16 protein-coding genes and 2 pseudogenes are annotated in these 17909 nt (G+C 51.1%); 9 read left to right on the forward strand and 9 right to left on the reverse strand.

Going from position 1 to position 17909, the window contains the following annotated elements:
* Nucleotides 1-3: 3 nt before the first annotated feature.
* The gene (pdxA, locus tag B723_RS06555; protein WP_017335953.1) at nt 4-1005 is read left to right on the forward strand and encodes a 4-hydroxythreonine-4-phosphate dehydrogenase PdxA; all 1002 of its coding nucleotides are present in this window, start codon (nt 4-6) and stop codon (nt 1003-1005) included.
* Between the two features lie 55 nt (nt 1006-1060).
* The gene (locus B723_RS06560) at nt 1061-1834 is read left to right on the forward strand and encodes a DeoR/GlpR family DNA-binding transcription regulator (RefSeq protein ID WP_017335954.1); all 774 of its coding nucleotides are present in this window, start codon (nt 1061-1063) and stop codon (nt 1832-1834) included.
* 521 nt (nt 1835-2355) lie between these two features.
* Here the strand turns inward: B723_RS06560 and B723_RS06565 are convergent.
* Complete coding sequence (locus tag B723_RS06565; RefSeq protein ID WP_017335958.1) at nt 2356-2637, reverse strand: DUF3077 domain-containing protein; 282 nt, start codon at nt 2635-2637, stop codon at nt 2356-2358.
* 449 nt (nt 2638-3086) lie between these two features.
* On the opposite strand from B723_RS06565, the pseudogene B723_RS33605 reads away from it, so the two are divergent.
* The 6 genes and pseudogenes from B723_RS33605 to B723_RS06590 all read left to right on the forward strand — a co-directional run bounded on the left by B723_RS33605 (nt 3087) and on the right by B723_RS06590 (nt 6428).
* Nucleotides 3087-3405, forward strand: a pseudogene (locus B723_RS33605) (transcriptional regulator).
* Nucleotides 3395-3679 (forward strand): helix-turn-helix domain-containing protein, encoded by a 285-nt coding sequence (locus B723_RS06570; protein WP_017335959.1) that lies wholly within the window; start codon nt 3395-3397, stop codon nt 3677-3679. The pseudogene B723_RS33605 and the gene B723_RS06570 overlap by 11 nt, the downstream one beginning before the upstream one ends.
* Before the next feature lie 211 nt (nt 3680-3890).
* Nucleotides 3891-4112 carry a tautomerase family protein gene (locus tag B723_RS06575; RefSeq protein WP_017335960.1) on the forward strand — a complete coding sequence of 74 codons (222 nt, stop codon included), beginning with the start codon at nt 3891-3893 and terminating at the stop codon, nt 4110-4112.
* A complete protein-coding gene (locus B723_RS06580; RefSeq protein ID WP_017335961.1) occupies nt 4109-4765 on the forward strand; it encodes a DsbA family oxidoreductase in 657 nt (218 codons plus the stop codon). The genes B723_RS06575 and B723_RS06580 overlap by 4 nt, the downstream gene beginning before the upstream one ends.
* A gap of 42 nt (nt 4766-4807) precedes the next feature.
* Nucleotides 4808-5518, forward strand: coding sequence for an SDR family NAD(P)-dependent oxidoreductase (locus tag B723_RS06585; RefSeq protein ID WP_017335962.1), 711 nt, complete (start codon nt 4808-4810; stop codon nt 5516-5518).
* A 67-nt stretch (nt 5519-5585) separates the two neighbouring features.
* A complete protein-coding gene (locus B723_RS06590; RefSeq protein WP_017335963.1) occupies nt 5586-6428 on the forward strand; it encodes an oxidoreductase in 843 nt (280 codons plus the stop codon).
* A 362-nt stretch (nt 6429-6790) separates the two neighbouring features.
* Here the strand turns inward: B723_RS06590 and B723_RS06595 are convergent, their stop codons facing one another.
* From B723_RS06595 to B723_RS06615, 5 genes and pseudogenes are all read right to left on the reverse strand, one after another.
* Nucleotides 6791-8962 (reverse strand): DEAD/DEAH box helicase, encoded by a 2172-nt coding sequence (locus tag B723_RS06595; RefSeq protein ID WP_017335964.1) that lies wholly within the window; start codon nt 8960-8962, stop codon nt 6791-6793.
* Nucleotides 8959-10413 (reverse strand): Hachiman antiphage defense system protein HamA, encoded by a 1455-nt coding sequence (locus tag B723_RS06600; protein WP_017335965.1) that lies wholly within the window; start codon nt 10411-10413, stop codon nt 8959-8961. The genes B723_RS06595 and B723_RS06600 overlap by 4 nt, the downstream gene beginning before the upstream one ends.
* The gene (locus B723_RS06605; protein ID WP_144425203.1) at nt 10410-11534 is read right to left on the reverse strand and encodes a ComEC/Rec2 family competence protein; all 1125 of its coding nucleotides are present in this window, start codon (nt 11532-11534) and stop codon (nt 10410-10412) included. Before B723_RS06605 ends, B723_RS06600 begins: the two co-directional genes overlap by 4 nt.
* Nucleotides 11535-11743: 209 nt before the next feature.
* Nucleotides 11744-12025, reverse strand: coding sequence for a hypothetical protein (locus tag B723_RS06610; RefSeq protein WP_017335967.1), 282 nt, complete (start codon nt 12023-12025; stop codon nt 11744-11746).
* Nucleotides 12022-12997 (reverse strand): annotated as a pseudogene (locus B723_RS06615) (integrase domain-containing protein). The gene B723_RS06610 and the pseudogene B723_RS06615 overlap by 4 nt, the downstream one beginning before the upstream one ends.
* A 798-nt stretch (nt 12998-13795) precedes the next feature.
* On the opposite strand from B723_RS06615, the gene B723_RS06620 reads away from it, so the two are divergent.
* Complete coding sequence (locus B723_RS06620; protein ID WP_017335968.1) at nt 13796-15142, forward strand: site-specific integrase; 1347 nt, start codon at nt 13796-13798, stop codon at nt 15140-15142.
* Here the strand turns inward: B723_RS06620 and B723_RS06625 are convergent.
* From B723_RS06625 to B723_RS06635, 3 genes are all read right to left on the reverse strand, one after another.
* Nucleotides 15139-15882: a replication initiator protein A gene (locus tag B723_RS06625; protein WP_017335969.1), complete on the reverse strand. Its 744-nt coding sequence runs from the start codon at nt 15880-15882 to the stop codon at nt 15139-15141. The two genes, B723_RS06620 and B723_RS06625, sit on opposite strands and share 4 nt — an antisense overlap.
* Before the next feature lie 226 nt (nt 15883-16108).
* Nucleotides 16109-16309 carry a helix-turn-helix transcriptional regulator gene (locus tag B723_RS06630; RefSeq protein WP_017335970.1) on the reverse strand — a complete coding sequence of 67 codons (201 nt, stop codon included), beginning with the start codon at nt 16307-16309 and terminating at the stop codon, nt 16109-16111.
* A gap of 609 nt (nt 16310-16918) precedes the next feature.
* Complete coding sequence (locus B723_RS06635) at nt 16919-17671, reverse strand: TraX family protein (RefSeq protein WP_238588312.1); 753 nt, start codon at nt 17669-17671, stop codon at nt 16919-16921.
* Nucleotides 17672-17909: the final 238 nt, after the last annotated feature.

Genomic DNA, 17909 nt, shown 5'->3' on the forward strand with positions numbered 1-17909 from the left:
ACTATGAGCAATTACCTCCCCGTCATCGGCATCACCATGGGCGACGCCTCGGGTGTCGGTCCGGAAATCATCGTCAAGAGCCTGACTCACGACATCGTCTATCAACAATGCCGGCCGCTGGTGATCGGCGATGCGCGACGTCTCGAACAAGCCAATGTCATCGTCGGTGGCAGCGCCAAAGTGCGCCGTATCAAGGACGCCTCTGAGGCGCGTTACGAGGCCGGCGTCATCGACTGCATCGACCTCGACCTGATCCCCGACGACCTGCCGTTCGGCGAACTGTCGGCCATCGCCGGTGACGCTGCCTATCAATACATTGCCCGTGCCGTGCAACTGGCCGAAGCCAGCCAGATTGATGCCATTTGTACCGCACCATTGAACAAGGAAGCGCTGCACGCCGGCGGCCATAAATACCCTGGCCACACCGAAATGCTCGCGCACCTGACCAACGTCGACGAAGTGTCGATGATGCTGGTGGCGCCGCAGTTGCGGGTGATCCACGTCACGACCCACATCGGCATCATCGACGCGATCCGCAAGATCGAGCCGGGCCTGGTCCAGCGCACCATCGAGCGCGGCAACGCGACACTGATCAAGGCCGGCATTGCCCGTCCACGAATCGGCGTGTGCGGGATCAACCCGCATGCCGGTGAAAATGGCCTGTTCGGTTACGGCGAAGAGGAAGAAAAAATCATCCCGGCGGTGAAGCTGTTGCAGGAACGCGGCCTCGACGTCACCGGTCCGCTGCCGGCCGACACGCTGTTCTTCCGCGCTGGCCGCGGCGACTTCGATCTGGTGGTCGCGATGTATCACGACCAGGGTCACGGCCCGGTCAAAGTGCTCGGTCTTGAAGCTGGCGTGAACGTCACCGTCGGCCTGGACGTGATCCGCACCTCGGTCGACCACGGCACCGCATTCGACATCGCCGGCAAAGGCATCGCCGATGAACGCAGCCTGCTCGAAGCGCTGCGCCAGGGTGCAGAGCTGGCCACGCGACGGGGATGAGCCGCACGGGCGCTGTCGTGTAAGATCGACCACCGTCCACCACGCGAGACCCGCCATGAAAGCCTCCGAACGCCACCGCGCCATCCTCGACCTCGTACGCATTGGCGATGCCAACGTCGAGCAATTGAGCGCGGCGCTCGGGGTTTCGGAAGCCACGGTGCGACGCGACCTCACCATGCTCGCCAAACAGCGACACCTGGTGCGCACCTATGGCGGCGCCACCTCCGTGGTCGGCGTTCATGAGCCGGAAGCTTCCCTCGAAGAACGCAAAACCAGCCAGTGGGAACAGAAGGACGCCATCGCCCAAGCGGCTGCGGCCCACGTCCAGGACGGCGATACCGTGCTGCTCGACGGCGGCACCACCTGCGCCGCGCTGGCCCATCATTTGTGCTCGCGACAAGACGTGCACGTGGTCACCAATAACCTGCTGGCCGTGATGACCCTCGCCAACGCGCCGGGTATTCGCCTGACCTTGATCGGCGGCGATTTGCGCGGTTCGAGCATGAGCACGCTGGGGCCGTTGGCCGAGCTGACGTTGAGCCGATTGAGTGTCGACAAAGCCTTCCTCGGTGCGGACGGCGTGGTCGCGGAATTTGGATTGTGCGAGGCGAGTGCGCAGCAGGCGTATCTCAAGGAATGCATCATCAAACGGGCTGCGCAGATTGTGGTGTTAGCGGATACCGACAAACTCGGCCGCGCCCGCCAACAGCATTGGACGCCGATTGAGCGAGAGTGGCGATTGATCACCGGTGCCACCGCCGATGAAGCGGCACTCGCACCGTTTCATGCCCTCAAGCAAATCACCGTGGAAACCGTAACCATCGAATAATTGCACCCCCTGTGGCGAGCGAGCTTGCTCGCGCTGGGTCGCGTAGCGGCCCCAAAAAATCTCACAAGCAACGCCGTTTTTTGCACTCAAGGCGGCAGCAACCTCCCTCTCTACAAGGCTCATGTCGCAGAAATCCAATTTCGGCGACACGTTCCTCCAACATGTCGTTCGCAGCGACACGTTCTCAAGACGTGTCGCAAAAAGTGAAAAATTGCGACACGTTATGGCCTCATGCGCTGCGAAGCGGACGCATTGAATGCAAAAAGCCCCGATTGATTTGTAATGCTGTTCACTTAAGAGTGTCTTGAATCAAAGGAAACTTGTGGCGAGGGAGCTTGCTCCCGCTTGAGTGCGTAGCACTCACAAAACTCGGCAATAGTTGTCAGATTTTTGGGGCCGCTACGCAGCCCAGCGCGAGCAAGCTCGCTCGCCACAAAGGTATGCACGATCCAAGAGCGCGCTTAAGTGAACAGCATTACGATTGATTCGGGGCTTTTTATGCGTGCGATTTAGAGACAACGTCACTGGCTGCAGTTGCTACCCGGCGCATCAAGCACCTTCGCCACATCATCAATGATTGCCTTGCTCATATCCTGTAAAAAATGCGACGCCCAGGCATGCCGGTCGGAATCGCGAATCATGGCTGCGTCTGATGCCAGCAATTTGGAGATGTGGAGCAGATCTGATGCGTGGTGAAGCGCTCGGATGATCGGGACATCCCGATTGATTCGGAATAGAGGTTGGTTGTCGTGATAGGAGAAGGGAGTCAGGCCAATGGTTTTTAGATCTTGAGGGTTGGTCATTGGGCACCTCCGTTTTTTGGGCGATGGTGGGTGGTGACCAGTGAAGCAGAAATAAATTTGAACGGATTGATACCGGGCATTAGCAATCTCCTACATTAAGTGAGCGCTACCACGTTCGTTCTCAGGCGAATGGGTGACAGCTGTGCGCAGGCTGAGAACCGGAAATGTAGGAAACCGGCAGACCCGAAGGTCTCCCACGCACAGCCGCCATAACACGGAAATGCAGGCACAAAAAAACGCCGACAATCGTGATTTGGGGCGCTCGTGCGCCTACATATTACCCGGGTTCTCAGGCCCGGTCGCTGAATTGGCAGCGACGGGTTGAAGGTAGCTTGAGGGCTGCGGATGCGCAATCGTGGCTAGGTGGTGGCGTGGGTGGAAAATTTCAGGGTAGAGATCAGACGATCGAGCATTGCTCAGCTGTACGGCAAAGCCGTATGGTCGGGCTCATTTTCACGATTATCGAAACCGAAATTTTCAAGCGTTACGCTGAATCCATCTGGGGACGATGGCGAACGCCATGAATTCATTACCTGGCTGGCGGCTAACCCGTTGGCCGGCGATGTGGTTCCTGGCAGCGTTGGTATGCGCAAGGTTCGTTGGTCCCGTAGCGGGATGGGCAAACGAGGTGGTACACGTGTTAGTTACTACAACACGCTTTCAGAAGGCTCTATCTGGTTGCTTATCGCCTATACCAAGGCGAAATTCGACAATTTACCCGCAGCCTTCCTTAAGCAACTGAAGGAGGAAATCAGCAATGGTCAATGAACTGGAGCAATTCCAGCAGGACTTGCTGGACTCTGTACGTCAAATGAAAGCCGGCAAAGCGGCTCGCGTGACAGAGGTGCCGCTGTCAGCAGCTGCTGAAGCGCGTGCCAAAGTGGGTATTTCTCAAAGTGCGTTCGCTAAACTGATTGGAGTCAGTTTGCGAACGTTGCAGGATTGGGAGCAAGGGCGTCGGCAACCGACGGGTGCGGCGCAAACGCTGCTGCGTGTTGCGAGTCAGCATCCTGAGGCTTTGCGTGACCTGCAAGCAGTCTAGGACTAGGGAAAGGCCAGATTTGTTTCACGTAACCAATCTGGCCATTTAAAGATCACTGTTCCATTTTTTCAGCGCATATCTCGAGCTAGTCATTACACCACGTAACGAATGATGTTCCCGCCCCCACCTTTATCCCCACCCCCCAAACTCCTACATTGAGCTCCAACACCTACCCATCATCCCGATGAGCAGGTCACTGGAGATCTTCCTCATGCCTTTCGTAAGCGTACGCATTACCCGCGATGGCGTTACCTCTGAGCAGAAAGCTCAGGTGATCGCTGAAATCACTGAAACACTGCAACGCGTCCTCAAGAAGGACCCGCACCTGACCCACATCGTGATCGAAGAAGTCGACACCGATAACTGGGGTTACGCCGGCATCACCACCACCCAGTACCGCAAGCAACTGGCTGAGAAGGAGGGCAAGTCGTGACTGCATCCGTCTCCATCGATTTCATTTCCGACGTGGTGTGCCCTTGGTGTGCATTGGGCGCGACGGCGTTAGAGCAGGCAATTGCGAACGTGGCCGGTGAAGTCTCGGTAGAGCTGACCTACAAGCCCTTCGAGTTGAACCCCAACATGCCGCCGGAAGGCGAGAAAGCCGTCGAGCACTTGATGCGCAAATACGGCCGCACCGCCCAAGACGTCGCCGCCGGTAAAGCCATGCAGATCGAACGCGGCAAGGCCATCGGTTTCACCTTCGATCTGGAGAAGCGCAGCCACTTCTACAACACGTTTGATGCGCATCGGTTGCTGTTGTGGGCGTTGCAGGAAGGGCGGCAGGTTGCACTGAAAAAGATCCTGCTACGCGCTTACTTCACTGACGGCCAGAACCCGAGCGATCGCGAGACGCTGGTTCGTTTGGCAGCAGAAGCGGGACTGGATGCGGCAGCGGCTCAAGACGTGTTGGCGTCCGGCGCGTTCGCCAAAGAAGTGCGTGAACTTGAAGCGTTTTACCAGCAACACGGCATCAATTCGGTTCCGGCCATGGTGCTTAACGGTCGTCACCTGGTGTCGGGTTCACAGTCGGTCGAGTACTACGAGCAGATGTTGAGACAAATGGCGAAGGAACCCGCCGAAGCCTGATTCATTACTTTTTAAACCATTATTTATCAGTAGAGGTTCATCATGAGCAATTCGAAAAAAGTCATCGTTATCACTGGCGCCTCCCAAGGTCTCGGCGCAGGCATGGTCAAGGCATTCCGTGATCTGGATTACAAAGTTGTCGCCACTTCGCGTTCGATCAAGCCATCCACCGATCCGGACATCCTCACTGTGGCCGGCGACATCGGTAACCCGGAAGTCGCTCAAAAAGTCATCCGTGAAGCCATCGCACGTTTCGGCCGCGTCGACACCCTGATCAACAACGCCGGTATCTTCGTCGCCAAACCGTTCACCCAGTACACCGCTGAAGACTACGCCAATGTGCTGTCGGTGAACCTGAACGGCTTCTTCTACATCACCCAACTCGCCATCAACGAGATGGAAAAACAAGGCAGCGGCCACGTCGTCAACATCACCACCAGCCTGGTCGATCACGCCATCGACGGCGTGCCATCGGTACTGGCTTCGCTGACCAAAGGTGGCCTGAACGCGGCAACCAAATCCCTGGCCATCGAATACGCCAAGCGCGGCATTCGGGTGAACGCGGTTTCCCCAGGCATCATCAAAACCCCGATGCACGGCGAAGAAACCCACGCAGCACTGGGCGCTCTGCACCCGGTCGGCCACATGGGCGAAATCAGCGACATCGCGCAGGCCGTTGTGTACCTGGACAGCGCCAACTTTGTGACTGGCGAAATCCTGCACGTGGATGGTGGGCAGAGCGCGGGTCACTAAGACCTGACCTGACTGTCCGCAGCGCCGTCGATCACGATCGACGGCGTTTTCATTTGGAGAACGCACCATGAACACCCACGTCCACAAGGTTTTCCTGATTACCGGGGTCAGCTCAGGCTTCGGCCTGGCCTTTTCGCAAGCAGCGCTGGCGGCGGGGCATACGGTGGTCGGCACGGTGCGGCGCGAATCCGAACGTGCAGCGTTCGAGGCGCTGGACGCCCATCGCGCCAGGGCATTCGTGCTCGACGTCACCGATTACCCGGCAATTGATCCGTTGGTGGCCGAAATCCTGCGCGAAGTAGGCCGGATCGACGTGCTGGTGAACAACGCCGGTTATGGCCATGAGGGGATTCTCGAAGAGTCGCCGTTGGCGGAAATGCAGCGCCAGTTCGACGTTAACGTGTTTGGCGCGGTCGCGATGATCAAGGCGGTTCTACCCGGCATGCGTGAGCAACGCAGCGGGCACATCGTCAACATCACCTCCATGGCCGGCTACATCACCTTGCCGGGCATCGCCTACTACAGCGGCAGCAAATTCGCCCTTGAAGGCGTCAGTGAAGCACTGGCCAAAGAAGTGGAAAGCCTGGGTATCCACGTGACGGCCATGGCTCCGGGCTCGTTTCGTACCGAATGGGCAGGGCGCTCGATGATTCGATCGGGCCGCGCTTTTAGTGAGTACGACGCGGTGTTCGATCCGGTCCGCAAGGCGCGTGAAGAGAAGAGTGGTAAGCAGGCGGGAGATCCGCACAAGGCAGCGCAGGCATTGTTGACCCTGGTGGCGGCAGAGAAACCGCCGGTTCATTTGTTATTGGGTAAGGATGCGGTGAGGTTGGTGCGGGAGAAGATTGCGCGGCTTGAGGCGGAGATTGATGCTTGGGAGGGGCTTTCTGAGTCGACGGAGTTTGACTGACCGAACACTCTTGTCGCATAAAAGATCAAACGGCAGAAACAACAAAGCCCTCGTATTTCTACGAGGGCTTCGTTTTGTATGGTGCGGCACCAGGAGTCGAACTGCAATTTAAGCTACTGTTTCAAAAACGATTTATCTGATGTGTAGTCTTTCAATATCTCTAAAATTATCCTTTTGCAAATTCCCCTCCGCTTTGTACGTTTTCGGTTAAATTTGATCAGGTGCTAACATGTTATCGTAATGAGTGGCGACGCTTTTAGTTGCTGACAAGTCATTAGGGAGGGTTGATCATGCCGTAATCAACCCGGTTCTAACTCGATAGCTGGAGGTGGCCGGATAAATCTCACGGATAGGAGTCAGCGTTAAAGATATTGAATTGCTCGGTTCAGGAGAGTTTTTTCAAAATCATCAAATTTCGATATGTAGAGACCCGGGTGCGATCTTACCTGCTCTAGGATTAAATCTACGGTGGCGTCCTCGCCGACGTTGCTAATTTGGTATATTTTTTGTGCTACACGAGTTGGTATTCCAAACTCTTCAAGAGCCACAATTGAAGGTGGTAAAAACATTGCTTCTAGAGAGTGGGCAAAAGCTGCGTAGTCGCCACAACGGTAATTGAATCGAGAAAATATTAAGCGCTGTACGTCGTTTATCGCCAAAATAATCTTAGGGAGGTTGTAGCCAATTAAGTTTCTTTTGAAATCGAAAACGCTTTGCACTGCGTCATCAATCTCATATTCCGCGTTTCGTGGGGACCAAAAATCATATTCGCTTTGAATTAGATCTTTGTCTTCTTTTCTATTTACAATGTTGAGCACTCTATAAAACAGCTGCTTTTTTGATTTGACGCATCCTCCGCCCATTCGTGATATTGCGAAGTGATCGAACATGATGTTGCATAGGTGTCTTAGTTGCTCGCTAGTTGGGAATTTTCCCGTCCATGCCATAATTGAGTTCCAGGCGCCACATTTCTCCATTAAGGCTTCTGCGAATTTTATTATCCTTTCCGGAGGAACACCGAGATGCTTATTAAGTAAAGTGATAGGTACATATTGTTGAGTTGTATATCTCGATAAACTAGCCCTTTGTTCGGTGCTTAGCTCGTCGATTATGCTTAGCAGCATGGGTCTAGAGGCGGAGTCATCTTGAGTCACTATTGGGACGTCGATCCAAGGAAGCTCTGCTGATGGTTTTCGTCCAATAACATGTATATCTCCAACAAAGTGTTCAAACATACGCCCACTACGTCCAGAGATATTGTTAAAAGTGAACGAATCCAGTTGGGTGGTCCCTCGAATACAGTCATCGTAAATTATGACGCTTCTAGCATTTGTGTTAACACCCTCAATCAAAGTTGAGGTGCAAACCAAAATATTTATGAGCTTTTCATTGAACGCTTCCACCACATACCCGGAGACGACACGAGGAAGTCTGCCATGGTGACAGGCAATCCCGCGTTCCACTGCGTCTGCCATCGACCAGTCATCGTGATATGTCTCTCTCAGCCAGTCAGAAAACTCTCCTTTTCTTATCTCTTGGTTCTCTCTGAGTTTCATGATCTTTTTTACTAGCGAGGCTGCTCGTTTTGGAGTCTTGCAGTAAATTAAAGTCTGTTCGTTTTGACCGATTTTTTGCAAAATATTGACTAAGTGCGCGTCGCGATCAATGTCTTTTTCTTTATCATTCCCATCTTCACGGATAATGTAGCGATATTCGTTAGCTACTACAGTTTTGTAATTGTCATATTTTACAAAATTGCAATTTAGTTTGTCTTCTATGCCTTCGGCCAGGCCATTAATGTTGGGGCCGAGCATGTAAAAGCGACTGCACATTTTAAAAAGTTTGTGAAATGCCAGATTTAGTCTGTCGCTTCGATAGTCAGATGTATTGAGAGGTGCTAATTTGTAAAACTCATCGATAATAAAGAAGTCTACTCGTTCAAGGTTCTTGCATTCCAAGACCCTTTCTTGAGTATAGATATATAGATTTTTTGTCGCTGGCTCTTGAGAGGACTGAGTGATTATCTTGTAGTTTTCTTTATATTTGCTAAATTTCTTTCGTAACTCATCCATCAAAGCTATGGTTGGGACTACTACCACAATGTTGTCGTATTCTTCAGAGCTGATGAGAGCATCTATAACTAAGCTTTTTCCGAAGCTTGTAGGTGCACTGAGTACGATGTTATCTCCATTTACAATCCTGTAATAAATCTCAGCCTGTTTTAGGTGGAATGTTATATCGCCAGCTATAGGCGACTTAAAAATATTCATCCTTATGCTGTCTTTCGACGTCATCAGATCTGGATCTAAGTACGGGAACAAACCTAGCTCGGAAATCAATATGTTCAACAGACCATGAAGCTGTTTGAATTCCCCACGCCTCTCTAGGCATCTCAGCGTCAGGTCCTGAATCAAGAATTGATTGTCATCATGTAAGTTGTATAGATTTATAAGTTCAACGAATAACCTTTGCCATCCGGTGAAAGCAGAGTTGTCGATTTGCTTACGAAGGTTGTTATAAATTTCCGTATTCAAAATTCGAACTCCTTAACAAATTTCGTATGTAACTCGTGTATGTTGTCGACCGGAAATAGAAAGATGCGGAGGTTGATCAAGGGAACGATTCGAGCATTGTAGGCGCCAGCAACCCTTTCCCTGCACTCATCTATATCTTTTTGAAATGAGTTTGAAAAATTGCTTGGGTCATAATTATTTATCAAGTCTGCATTGCTTGATAAAAACATAGGTATAATTATCTTATCAATTTTGTCAGTTAATTTGAGGTTGGAGTTTGATAATTTTTCCAGCTTTTTTATATACGGCCAAGTAGGGTCTAGTTCTGATAATATAACAACCAACCGGTCTTGGATTCCTCCGGAACGTATGATGGAGTCAACTCTGTGAATAGCCTCCTTTACTGTTTGCTCCATGGAAACCTCCATAGCAGAGATTCCAAGCCATAGCTCAACTTTGCCTCTATAAATAACGATATGCGAGCAGGAAAACACAGACTCGCCATCTACCGTTATTACATTTGAAATAATAGGGATGGTTTTATAATTTTGGCGAATCGCGATGTGTAAGAATAAATCGGCCATTGCTGCTGGGTTGCCAATCTGGAAGTTTCTTTTTGCACTTTGAATTCTTTTGAAGTTGTGTTGCCCCAAAGCTTTTTTTTGCTTCGGGGTCAGCGCGTAGTCTTCGATCCAGTTGAGCGTTTGATCAATCAGGTTCTGACTGCGCCATTCGCCAAGATCAAATCCTATATCTAGTCCCTTTATGTTTGGATCCGAAGCGGCACAGTCTATTGAGACAACAAATGGGCTTTCAGGATGGTCTGGCCTATCATAGGATATTTCGTCACCACCGGTTATAACCAACCCTTGGCTTTCAATGGCTTCAAGAGCGGATGGCCGTTCAAATATTGTATGGAAAGATACTGCTTGCAATGCCGATCCCACAGTTTGCAGTGCAAGCAAGCCAATAGCGTAGCCTTTAAAGAATACTGGCCCCCCGGATAAGCCATTTGCTTTGTCTAGCTCAGCCGGCTTTCCAAACTCAAAGTCATATTTATATGTTGTAGAGAAATCAAAGACGTTTGATATTTTACTAGTTATAGGGAAATGCAATCTGCTTTTTTCGGCCGCGTACCCTATAGCTTTTACCTCATCATTCAGCTCAGCTTTGTATATTCCTATTTCAATTTTTGATTTGATCGTAAGGCTGTCTGATGACAGTATTGCGAAGTCAGTTTCTTTATCGTAAAAAACACATTTAGCGGCATGGAACTCTTGACGAAAATAATCATCTCTACTTTGGAAAATCCGAAGCGTGTAGGCATTTTTGACGACGTGCCAAGATGTAAAAAAAATAGACGCACCCACCGAAAAGCAACTGCCTGTTGAAATGGGTTCACCTAGGTCGTCATAGGCTTCTAGGATAAAGACGTTATCGAGTTTGTACTCGTCAGTCAGTGCATTACTCAAAGCTCAAATTCCTTTATGCCCTGGTGGATGCTGATATTTCCTTCATAACTGTTGGCGTTGCTCAGGAAGGAGTTTGTGAGGTGGGGGATTTCGTGGTTTAGTAGTATTTTTGCCTCGCGGTCAGGAGAAAACTTAATGATTCTAGCTAAGGTCTCAATGTTAGGGTGTGAAAATTTATCGCCATTAGTAGAAATTAAATAGTTCGCAGTGCGTATTCTGCGTACTAAGTTAGCACTAAAGTTATTTCGGCTTCCGTGATGGGGTAGCTTTACCGCATCAACTGTGATGCTATCTGCAGACTTCGAGTTCAACCATGCCTCTATAGTCTCTGCGTCGGAATCTCCGAGCATTAAAATGCTTTTGTTTTCAGTTTTTAGAAGGAAAGAGATGCTGCTTTTGTTTGGGGGTGATGTGTCATTAGTAAATGGTTGATTTGCCAAATGCTCTATGTTTTCACTTAGACTTGAAATTTCCTCATCATGCTTTACTGAGGTATCAATCGAGCTGATAAAGCTTTCGAATGCAACGCTATATCTTGGGCTGATAAGGCGTCTTTTGATTTCTTTACTTTCTAATAGTTCAAGCCATTTTTGTTGGATTTTTAACAAGCTCTTTCTGCTTGGGCCTATCAGTTCAATTTCAAATTCTCCTATTATTATGTTTTTATTAAGGCTCGTTCTGTGGATTTGCCTGCCTTCGGTTGCTTTATTTAAGGGGATATTTTGCTGCTGTAATATTAAGGATAACGATGTGCCTTCAGAATACCCTATCAACTGGTCTTCGTCTCTAGACGTGGTGTTTGCTATGATTGCGGATAATTCTAGATCGTCACTACGATCACCAATATCACAATCCTCCACATCTAGGATTTGGTTAATGCCATTGAAATAAACTTCTTTTACTTTAGTTGCGTGCTTTGATGTGAGCAGCTTGATTGCTCCGCCAATATGGTCGTTATCAATATGAGTAACTATCAGGGCATCTAGCGTATCGACACCCTCTAACGAAGGCGACCAGTCAGCGAAGGACTTCGCAGTTCCACCATCCACTAAAATTTTGGTCGAGGCGCCGCTGATGAGAATTGAATCACCGTATGCGGCATCGTGCATGGAAATTTTCAATGTCAGCTTTCCTTAGCGTGGATGCTCGGGAGCATGCCAAATTGCCACTAAAATTGATATCTAAACACGCGGCTGACATGCCGTCCGTTGATGGCGTCCTGAGCTAGGCACGGCCCATGCGTAGCAAGCTCGCTAGGAACTGATATTGTTGGATGAGCAGATCCCGTTGGTCGCTGGACTCTAATGGTGTTTATAAGGGCTGGTACTGATCAGGCAATTGGTTTCCCGAACCATGATTTCCCCATACGTAGAGCAATCAGGTTAATTGTCAATTGATAGTAGTAGCGAGTCGCAGGGGCAGTATCTTTGATCTCATGTGCCAAAAACCAAACAACATGCTTTCGCTGCCACGTCCACGGATTGTCTAGCCTCCAGCGGTTAAAGATGGCTGCCTGAACGGTCTTCGCTTGACTGATGTGGCGCTCACGCGTGGCGTGCGCGCCCGTCAGCATTCCGGTCAGAAATACTCCCATATCCAATGGCTTGGTCATGCTCGGCCTCCAATATAGGAGCCCAGCACGTCGACTCGCCCGTGTCCTAGCTCATAGCTGATTTGCATCCGAGCCTCTCGGTCAAGCTGTGGGTCAAGCCAGTTGCACCTCCCACCGTTAACTGGCGCAGGATGACTGGTGATTTGTTCGTAGCGCTCACAGGCGTACGCCGCACGCAACTCATGAAATCCCCTAAGGTCGTGACGATGAAGGGGCGCGCGCCGGCCGCACCACGCTCCGGTGAAAATCAACGTAGCTCTCATTCTGCCCGAGCAGATTCCGGCTACCTGAGGGCGACACACCTGCTGCTTGGCTGAGCGCCTGACGAACATACTCATCCACATTGATCCAACGCGGCGCGGTGGCCCCACTGCGGCCGCCTTTGGTGCCGTCCTGGATATTGATCTTGCCGAGGGATTTGGCTTCACGCGTGAGACGCGGAAGGTCGGCCAGAATAGCTTCGCGCAATCGCATGCCGGTCGACCGTGCTAAATGGACGATGGCGGCTGCACGAGGATGCTGGTCTTGAAGCGCCTCGACGATTTGGGCCACTTGATCTCTATCCTGGCCCTGTGGCGCCAACACTCGAACGCTGGTCCGTTGCATCCCTAACGCCTTGCTCGGACTCTGCACTTTCACATACTGATCACCGCGAAGCGCAATCATGGTCCGGTTCACGCTGGACAATCTGTTCTGCGCCGTGGCGATGGCCAGGTCACCGCGCTCGACCAAACCACGAAGATGCATTGCATAGTCCGTCAACGTCTGCCGATCAATTTGCCGCGCGTCGTTAAACCCTGGTCCATCCTCCGACCTACACCACCGAACAAACGCCTGCCACCGGTCACTATGCGCCTTGACTGTGCCGTAATGCCCACCGCCAAACAGATCACGTAGTGCCTGCGGCCCGGCATAGCTCAGTTGCCGTCCATAGCCAAAATTGCGCCTATCTCGCCTACCCACCAATCCCATGATCAAACTCCTCTCGAACCCAAAACCTTTGAAACTTTCCCCACGTCATCCCGCCAAGAATGCTGAGTGTTATCAGGGATCAAGGCCCCTGCGACCTGTGAGGGTTGTCCACTAACGCGGGACTGGCGGCTCTTTACGACCGGGAGCTTGGGCATTTCATGATCTGGCCTCCTGAGCACTTCCGAGGAAGTGGGCGGGTGGAGGCTGCACTGGCTGACGAGACCAATGCCGCGAGAACCTGAGTCGGGTGAAGGCAGTGAGGCGATGACCGGGGCATGCCTGACTGTCAGTCAGGTGCAGTCCATTCCCTGGGCTGCGGCACCATCATCTGCATCGCTGTTGCTGGTGACTTCGGTGTTTGTCACGCCGATTGTCGCGAGGGGAAATGCCGCAAAACCTTGTACGAGTTGGGCTGCAGCAGCGGTAGGAGCGCCCGTCTCTTTCCGGAAGAAACGGACGGGCGCAGGTTGGCGCAATGAAATGGCCAAGCGCGGGGTGGCAGAGCGCGGGTCACTAAGACCGGTTCTCTAAACCCCAGAAACAACAAAGCCCTCGTATTTCTACGAGGGCTTCGTTTTGTATGGTGCCGGCACCAGGAGTCGAACCCGGGACCTACTGATTACAAGGGACTTGCTTAAAGGTTCCGTATGGTTTCATAGAGCTCCCCCTGCACACGGTAGCCCTTGATTTATAGGCGGTTCGTGGTTTTTGTTGTATCAGATAGTTCCATTGAGTACCGTTGAACACATCAAGAAACGGTGACCAAAGCGGTGACCAGTGAGCTCGGGGTAGGTAGAAATGGCATCGGTTATCAACGACCAGAAGCTTAAGGGGATGCAGCCTGAGGGCGCTCCCCTTACCGAAAGCTTACCTGGTCGAGGCATGGGGGCAATTCTCTTCAAACGTCCTGGCGAGGCACCGCCGTCAGCATACTTTCGCTACCGTCGAGATGGTAAGAGCTATCTGGTGAAAATCGGGAGCTGCAAAACTGGAGCTCGGGGTGCCGGCCTTACATTACCTAAGATCCGTGAGCGCGCCTGGGAGCTTGCGAAAGTTGCCTACGAGCATGGCGATGTGAAAGCGCACTTAGCCTTCCTAGAAAAACAGGCTGAGGCAGAGAGGCATGCCAGCGAACTGGCTCTGGCTGAGCAGGTACGTCTGAGAGCTATCGAGGCCGCGCGCGGATCTTTAGCGGAGCTTTTTAATGATTACATCGACAGCCGGCGTGGAACAGTGCGCGAGTCGCAAGTCGCTGAGCTAGAGAGAGTTCTGCGAGTCGAGCTGGAAGAAGCAAACCCAGACGTTGCAGAAATGAAGGCTCGCGACGTTCGGCCGGGCCACATCAGACAGATCCTGCTACCGATCTGGGACCGCGGGTCGAAAGGGATGGCGGATAAGGTTCGTGCATACCTCCATGCCGCATATCAATACGGGCTGACGGCAGAGCACTCGTTGTCTCGCACGAGCAGGAAGTCGTTTGCGCTTGAGCTCAACCCAGTAGCTCTACTGCCAAAGGAGCATAAAGCAACTGCACAGACCCGAGTGCTTAGCGACGCTGAGCTCAAGCATTTCTGGCAGACGATTACGCAAACTGACGAGGTGGGCCCTGTAATGGCCAGGCTTCTCAAGTTTGTGATCGCGACCGGGGGACAGCGGATCGATCAGGTTTCCCGCGAGCCCTGGACGAGTTACGACAGCGAGAAGAGGACGCTCCGTCTGATCGACGCCAAGGGGCGTGGGGGCGTTCGCCGGGTCCACCTTATTCCGTTATCAAAACGCGCTATTGAACTGCTTGAAGAAGTAGAGCCGCTTACAGGCCGTCACGACTTTATTTGGACGACGACCGGAAAGAAACCTATTGCGACGACAAGCCCGTCGCATGCAGTGCGTGACTGGCTTGCCTCAAAGCACGGGAAGATCAATGGCGAACAGATCCCACACTTCACGCCGCGTGATTTACGCCGTACGTGCGCACAGCTGATGCAGCGCTACGGAGTTGAGAACCAGATTAGCGACTTGCTGCAATCACATGGCCAGACTGGTGTGGTTGGACAGCACTATCGCAATAATCCGGAGGCCTACTTACCCGAGAAGCTAAAGGCAATGGCTGGATTCGAAGCGGCTCTTAGTAAAGTGCTCGGCTAGTAAGCGCTTGTGTGGCGCTTGGAGTTTTGGTGAGCACTGCGGTTCCATCTGACAATATACTCGCCGTTCTTGTTTTTATGAATGGCGTAGCTGAGAAGGAATCCAGCTGCTTTCAATTCATCCAGAGCCTTAGTGAGACCTCTTCCCTTTCCGAGGAAATCTTTAAGCTGGCTAGTAGTGCCACTTAATCTCATCAAGTTATCGACTTTTACCTCGCGCTCACCTGGCAGCCCGGCCGACATGTAATTCTGTAGGTACTTCGACAAAGGGGTTGTGAGGTTCTGGCGAATATCAAGGTCAATATAAGAAAGCTCGGTACTGAGCATGTCAATAACAATATCGCCTATCGAGAACCGCCAGCAACCAATTTCCTCGTCCCAGGATAATTGGTCGATTAGACTGAATGCATCGTAGCCAGTCTTAAATTTTGTTATTTTGATAGTGTTTCCCTTGAGCTTTTGCAGAGACTTATGCAGGGCCTCGTAGTTCTTCTTCCCTCCAGATATTCCTAGGGCGCGTAAAAGGGAGTGTCTGTTGAATAGTATTTTTTCGCCCGGTGCACGACCTTGAGCTAGACGTATAATTTCAATATATACGTCATTGTCAAACATATTAAGCTGCTCACCAGTATATTCGATTCTGATAGTGTCGTAGCTTTCTAGAACTTGATTTATCAGAAATTTTGCTTTTGTTTGTGGCTGATTAACAAATAGCGACGTACGCACCCAGGCCGTGGGCATCGCTGAAGCTCGTTGGGGTAAAGAGGGTATTGTGATGATCTCTGTAAGCGGCGGTAATAGCCCAGTCTCAAGCTCTCTGAGCAAGCCCCTACAAAGCTCACTGTTCGAAGCCAGTCTATCAGTATGGCTTTGAAGTATTTTGAAGGTCGAATTAGCGGACTTGCTCGACTTCAACTCTTTAGCGTGTGCGCCACTTAGATGATTCATGAAAAATAGTGCCGAGAACTTAAGCCGATTCTTTAAGAGGTTCGGACTTGATAAAGTCGATCACCTTTACAAGGTCGTAGCGAACTATGCGCTGATTGAAACGAATAGCCTCAGGAAAACCAGGGGTCGCGGATAGGCGGTAAAAAGTTGTCTTTCCGATATGCAGGTACTCGCAGATTTCTGCGATCGTAGAGAGTGGTTGGCGCTTTAAATTTTTCATGGATATTCCTCGGAACTGCATGGGGCTAAGTCAATTTTGCTAATCCGAGATGCGCAGTCAATGAGTGCACATTTTTGAAAACTGTTAATGTTTTATTATTGAAATTGCTTGAGTAAAACTTTAGTGAGAGCCTATTTTCGTAAGGTATTGATTTATCTAGACCGCAACCGTTCGTCGGGTTTTGATAAAAAAGATACGCATGGCGACTTATTCACAGGGTTCGTACTAACTGCGAAAGCGCTTTGCCTTGTGCTAAGCCACAAATTCAATCCAGGTAGTTCCGGAAACCTTGGGCTCAAAGGGCAGAACTGACTTATCCACAAGGTTCGTACTAACTGCGCCAGGCCGCTTGAACGGTTCGTACCAGCTGCCCCGATATTCGTACTAGCTGCGCAAAAGTTCGTACTAGCTGCGCCGAGGAATTTTTGGATGCCTTGCGGCACTAGAGCTGCAGAGCAGTTTCGCTTCACTTACATGTATTACATGTATTTACATAAGAAGCAGGTAGACAGCGCAGAGGCTATGCCTCCGCTTGAATGCGCCTACGGCGCGAGAAGCCCCCAGAAGGGAAGGGGACGGGTTGAGAACCGGTGTGGCGGCTTCGCCGTATCAGATCCTGGCGAGTGATAACGAGCTGAGTAGCAGCATATGAATCGGATAAAGAGGGTACATCCAGCTGCCGACCGGCCTGATCGACTGCACGCGGACTTGCAGTAGCGCCAGTCCGAGCAGCGGCGCCAGTGCAGCGGCGCAGATACCGGCCTGGGCCTTGGTCGGCAAATCTGAAATGATCAGGATCCCGCTGCCTGCGTTTGCAATAGCTGTGATCAGAGCTGCAAGCGACCACGTGGCAATTCGGATTTCAAGCTCGCGCGCCTGGAGAGCTGCCAATAGAATGACCGGCAGCAGTACGCCGGCAAGGCCGTAGCTCACGATCGGTCGATAAGCCACTGTGATTGCCAGTGCGACGGTGCCCGCGGCGATAAGAGTTGCAGTCCTGTGATGTACTGCTTGAGCAATTACAAGTCCTAAGCCTAATGTGAATAAGATGTTTAAATAATTCCCTTCGAAAAATTTCGAATAAGGTTGCTGACTGATAAGTGCAAATAAAATCATGCCGCCGAGATATTTCCATCCACCAGGGTACTCAGTAGGTTGTCGATACACGTTCGCTGCGATCGAGAGACAAAACAAGGGGAATGCAAGCCGCCCGACGATACGCATCCATCGAAAAGGCTCTTGTGATTCAGCGGGGAGGACATACCAGGCATGGTCAATTATCATGGATAGCAATGCAATCCACTTAACAAGATCAAGGGAATTATTTCGATTTAATTTCATAATGGTGCGGCCGATAGACACCCTTTGCTTGAATTATATATCAGTGGCTTTAATTTGATATATATTTATCATGGCTTTGTTGTTGTTTTTACTTGTGTGTTTATGTTCTTGTCGCGATAATCAAGTCATGTAGTAATCCGCAGCAGCAAAGCTGCGCACCAATGCCCTCAGGATCAGCGACAGGGGGGTTGCGGCAAGAAAAAGAAACGTCCTGTCGGATGCTCGCTGTTTCTCAGAATGATGCTAGTTAAATCTGGCC

It is taken from the genome of Pseudomonas fluorescens NCIMB 11764 (assembly GCF_000293885.2).
In the GTDB taxonomy this organism is placed as follows: domain Bacteria; phylum Pseudomonadota; class Gammaproteobacteria; order Pseudomonadales; family Pseudomonadaceae; genus Aquipseudomonas; species Aquipseudomonas fluorescens_B.